Here is a 2,812-nt window from a genome sequence, read left to right on the forward strand (position 1 = left end):
AAATAGATCTAAGTAAAAAACACACAAAAAACATATTTATTAATAAACCTTTAGTTAAGCTTGTTTCTAAATTAAGATATTTTAAAATTCTTATTTCTGAAGTTTTTTTATCAGATGAAAATAAATTTATTAACGGTTCTATTAGTGAAAATGTTAAAAATTCAAAAAACGACAAAAATAAAGCTAAAAAAGCTAAAGTAAAAATAATTTTTTTTTGAGATTTGTTAATAAGTAAAAATATATCTCGCATAATTTTTAGAAAATTTTAAAATACTTATTTATTTCATAACCCTGAAAATCTGGAGAATTTTCAATATTAATTCGTTCTAACTGCAAAAAACTTTTTGATAGTTTTCCAAACATTAGAACAAGTTTTTTATTATAAATAAATAACTTTTTACTAATTTTTTTATCTTTAAAGATAGATTTCCTTAAAATTTTAGATTTCCATATATATATTTTTTTGTTTTTATGGATAATATAAGCACCTGGGTAAGGTCTCGTTAAAGCCCTTATTTTATTATACGCGCTTAAATTATCATCTTTTAAAGTATCTATTTTACCATCTTTAGGAGTTCTTCTTTTAAAATAAATTATATTTTTCTTGTTTTGTTTTCTTACATTAAATTTTCCTTTTACCCATTTTGAAATATTTTGTGAAAAAATTTTCTTTGAAGTAAAACAAACTTTATCATAGATAATCTTGACATCATCTTCAGGATTTATATTTAATTTCTCTTGTCCTACAACATCTCCATTATCAAATTTCTCATCCATTAAAAAAAAACTATCACCCCACGTTTTGTATCCTAAAATAATAGCCCAATTTACACATGCTGCGCCTCTACCTATTGGTAAGGGAGCAGGATGCTGACCAATACATCCATATCTTGGTAATTCTAAAATCCTTTTTGAAAATTTTTGTGACCAGCCAGATTGAACAATTAATGATGGTCTTATTTTTTTTAACCATTTATAAACACTAGTATCATTAATATTTTTTATATACTTAATATTTAGATTGTATTTTTTTTTTAAGTCGTAATAACTATCATAATTAGATTTATTCAATGATGTATCAATATCTAAATTTAAAACACCTGCGAGCTTAACTCCTTTAAATTTTTTTTTATTTAAAAAAAAGTTTATTAAATGTCTTCCTACATTTGTGCATGAAACAATTACTATTTTAGAATTCATGCTTAAGTTTTATAGGAATAAAACCTTCAGCATAAGTGGTGCCTATATAAGACCCCCAAATCTCATTTCTTTTAAAGGTTAAATCAAAAAGTTTATTTTTTCTATTATGTGAATTTTCATAACATTTTAATGAATTTTTTTTATTGTGAATTTCATTTTTAATATCAAAGAATAAACTTGGTGAAAAATTATTTGAATTTAAATAAAAGTTACTTTGAAACATTAAAATATTCATACAATGTCTTGAAGCTGTTTTACAAATTTCTGAAGCTGCTATATGGTCTTGATTTAAGTCATGATCATAATGAATAAATACAGTATCTATTTGATTATCATAAATTATATCCTCAATATATTGCATATATTCTTTTGAATAAGTTAGCTTAGAACATTTAACTATTTTATTATTTTTTATTTCCTTGATCCCTAAAATTTTACAAGCTTCTGAACTTGATTTTTTTGAAGTTATATAATCTATATTAATTTTTAAATTTTTTGATAAAGTCACATTATCAGTTAGTGTCAATTTAAAACATTCACCCCCATTTTTATGGATCTGATTTAGGGTACCACCAACTGCCAAATCAACATCATCAAAATGTGCACCAATTGCCAAAACTTTTTTCATTTTTTAAATTTCAAAGTTAAAATATTTTTTTTGTTTTTATTTTTATTTTTATTTTTATTATTTTGCTTTACTACATACACCACTTTGGGAATTATTTTTGAAAAATTTCTTTCCTTATAAGGTATTAAATTACACAAAACATAATTATTTATATAAGCTTTCATCATTAAAAACGGATTAAGCTGTATCCGATAATTGTATCTTAAATCTGTAACATTTTGAACACTATTTATCTCATAAGTTACTGCAGTTCTCTGGGAACCAGAAAAAGTATTTAAAAAGTAATTTCTTAATTTTGCTTCTCTGTAACCTATTGCCTCTAAAGTAACAGGATTGTGATATAAAACAGGTTTAAGAAAGTTATGCAAAGATTTTTTGTGATATATCGCTCCTTCTACCTGAAAGTGATATTTCATATGAAAGTTTAAATTTTTATTTTTTGAATTCCAACAAATTATTTTTTTACTGGCATCTGTAAAGTTATAACTATTTTTTTTTGCACTATATAAACCTTTTAATTTAAGGCCAAAATTAGTCCGAAAAAAAAATTTATTTTTTTTACGAATGATTTCTTTTAATATTTTTTGTGGTATTTTTATTTTTTTATAAAATATGGTGTCGTCTGTACATAACATTACCAGGTCATTTGTATTTTTCTTTAAAATAGTTTCTAAAATTTCTTTAAAGTTTGTAAAATTTCTCATCATTGATGGATATCTCAATAACCATATAAAATTTAGTGGTCTTAATAATTGAAGAAAAAAAGAGTGAAATGGTTTTTTTTCTCTTTTATAAAATTTTACTTTATTTTTATATCTATCATTTAATAATTTATAAGATTTATCGTGATATTTATCATGATGGTAAATTATATTTATTGGATAACTGATTAAATCCTCAGAATTATTTATTAAAGATTTTAAGGCTGCGTCTAATAAAATTGCTCTTTTATAAGTAAAAAAAATGATTGATATTTTTTTTTTC

At 22.7% G+C, this 2,812-nt stretch carries 4 protein-coding genes; 1 reads left to right on the forward strand and 3 read right to left on the reverse strand.

What is annotated here, in order from left to right; translation table 11 throughout:
• Nucleotides 1–218 (forward strand): hypothetical protein (locus ACTT9Y_RS07075; RefSeq protein ID WP_440933657.1); only part of this gene is annotated, 218 nt, incomplete at its 5' end.
• Nucleotides 219–255: 37 nt separating this feature from the next.
• Here the strand turns inward: ACTT9Y_RS07075 and ACTT9Y_RS07080 are convergent.
• The 3 genes from ACTT9Y_RS07080 to ACTT9Y_RS07090 all read right to left on the reverse strand — a co-directional run.
• Entirely contained in the window at nucleotides 256–1,200 is a 945-nt protein-coding gene (locus ACTT9Y_RS07080) for a methionyl-tRNA formyltransferase (RefSeq protein ID WP_440933658.1), read from the reverse strand.
• Nucleotides 1,190–1,828 (reverse strand): PIG-L deacetylase family protein, encoded by a 639-nt coding sequence (locus ACTT9Y_RS07085; protein ID WP_440933659.1) that lies wholly within the window; start codon nucleotides 1,826–1,828, stop codon nucleotides 1,190–1,192. The genes ACTT9Y_RS07080 and ACTT9Y_RS07085 overlap by 11 nt, the downstream gene beginning before the upstream one ends.
• The coding region (locus ACTT9Y_RS07090) for a hypothetical protein (RefSeq protein ID WP_440933660.1) at nucleotides 1,825–2,812 on the reverse strand (988 nt) is incomplete at its 5' end. The genes ACTT9Y_RS07090 and ACTT9Y_RS07085, both read right to left, overlap by 4 nt.

The sequence above is a fragment of the Candidatus Pelagibacter sp. genome (assembly GCF_052049995.1).
Taxonomy (GTDB): domain Bacteria; phylum Pseudomonadota; class Alphaproteobacteria; order Pelagibacterales; family Pelagibacteraceae; genus Pelagibacter.